The organism is Streptomyces sp. NPDC127084 (genome assembly GCF_042724175.1).
Lineage (GTDB): Bacteria > Actinomycetota > Actinomycetes > Streptomycetales > Streptomycetaceae > Streptomyces.
On sequence record NZ_JBHXFA010000342.1, the window covers coordinates 1 to 1,876 of the forward strand.

The 1,876-nt window shown below is 70.0% G+C and carries 2 protein-coding genes; one reads left to right on the forward strand and one right to left on the reverse strand.

What is annotated here, in order from left to right; translation table 11 throughout:
• On the forward strand, positions 1-478 hold a 478-nt coding region (locus tag ACFWI9_RS34050; protein WP_387169120.1), incomplete at its 5' end, for a TetR/AcrR family transcriptional regulator.
• A 213-nt stretch (positions 479-691) separates the two neighbouring features.
• On the opposite strand, the gene ACFWI9_RS34055 is transcribed toward ACFWI9_RS34050, so the two are convergent.
• The coding region (locus tag ACFWI9_RS34055) for a WD40 repeat domain-containing protein (protein WP_387169122.1) at positions 692-1,876 on the reverse strand (1,185 nt) is incomplete at its 5' end.

Here is a 1,876-nt window from a genome sequence, read left to right on the forward strand (position 1 = left end):
CTACGGCACCTTCGGCGACAAGAGCGCCCTCTTCCGCAAAAGCCTCCAACGGTACGCGCAGACGTACCACCCGCTGTACGAGCAGGCGCTGTCCGGCCCGCACCCGAGCCCCAGCGCCTTTGTTGCCGCCTACAGTCAGGTCGCCCTGAACCGCATCGCCGACCCGGCGGTCCCGGACGGCTGCCTGGTCACGGTGTCGGCAACGCAGTTCCCGGCGCTGGATGAGGAGGGCCGGGCGATGGTCCGCGCCATGATCGACGGCCTGCGGGCGCAACTGGAGCAGGCCTTGCTGGCGGCGGGGGCCGGTGAGCGGGAGGCGGTGGAGCTGGCGTTGTGCACGGTGGCGACGAACAAATCCCTGGCGGTGCTGAGCCGCGCCGGCTTCTCGGGCGAGGACCTGGCGATCGTCGCGGCGGCGGCTGCCAGGAATGCGGAGGCTGTGCCGAGTCGGCCGGCTGGAGGGGCGGGGGTGCGATAGGCACGCAGCCGCCTTCTCTGCGCTTTCTCGGTCCAGCTCGGGAAGCAGGCTCTCGTGTACGTGAAGGACGAGCTCTGTGGAGGTTCCGGCGGCCCGCGAGCCGGTGATGTCGTAGCGGCCGACGAACGGATGCCGACGCGTCCCCTCCAACGCGCTGATCGCGATCACCTGTTGCGGTACCAGGCTGTTGGGCGTTCGCACTTGGACGGTGTGTCAAAGCAACAGCCCGAACAGATACACCCCGTGGCGGCCGGTCACCGCGAGGCTTTGACTGTCGGGCCCCCAGGAACACGCGTGGAGTGGCCCTTCGGTGCGTACCAGGGCCACGGTTCGGTGTCTGACGACGTCCCAGATCCGCACGGTGCGGTCAAGGCCGGCTGTGGCGAGCCATCTTCCGTCGGGCGTGACCGCGACCGCCGTCACCCTCTCGGTATGGCCGTCGAGCGTGGCACGGCAGCTTCTGCTTGCCAGATCCCAGAGCCGCACAGAGCAGTCTTCGGACGCCGTCGCGAGCCATGACCCGTCAGGTGCCACCACCGCCGCCGTGAGGGGCTTGGTGTGACCTGTCAGGTGGGCGAGGCGGGATCCTGACGCCGAGTCCCAGAGCCGTAGAGAGCGGTCTTCGCCGGAGGTGGCCAGCCAGGTGCCGTCCGGTGCGATCGCCATCAGCTTGACCAGATCGAGGTGGTCGGCGAGGACGGCGGTGCACCTCCTGGACAGCACGTCCCACATCCGCACCGAGCCGTCGTAACTGGCGGTGGCGAGCCGCGCCCCGTCCGGGGTGATCGTCACCGAGTGCACCGCCCTGGTATGGCCGGCGAGCGTCGCGAGGCAGGTCCCGGACGCCAGGTCCCAGACCCGTGCCGTACGGTCGTCACCGCCGGTGGCGAGCCGGGCTCCGTCCGGTGTCGCTGATATCGAGCGCAGTTGCCGGGTGTGACCTGTGAGTGTGGCCGTATGAGTTCTGGACGCCGCGTCCCAGATACGCGCCGACCCGCCGTAGCTGGCGGTGGCGAGCCGTGCCCCGTCCGGCAGGACTGTCAGCAGCCACACTCCCCTGCCGTAGCCGGAAAAAGTGCGTTGGACGACTGACGCGGGGTGATGGGGCGGAGTCCATCGATTCACCAGGAGCGGATGCCGGGTCGGATCCCCCTGACGCGCGACGACCTGATCGCCCCAGTACGGGTTGGGCTGGAGGCGGCTGTAGAGAACGCCGGGGAGCGCCCGCTCGGGATCCGTGGGCCGGAGCAGGTGGGCGGCTTGGGCGAGACAGAGTGCTGCCGCACGAGCGCGGGGGGTGTCGATGCGGCCGAGGTCGCTCCACGGTGCGGTGGGGCCACGCTGGGTCAGTCTCGTTTCGACCCAGCGCAGGTCGCCCGCCACGGCTTCCGCCTGGAG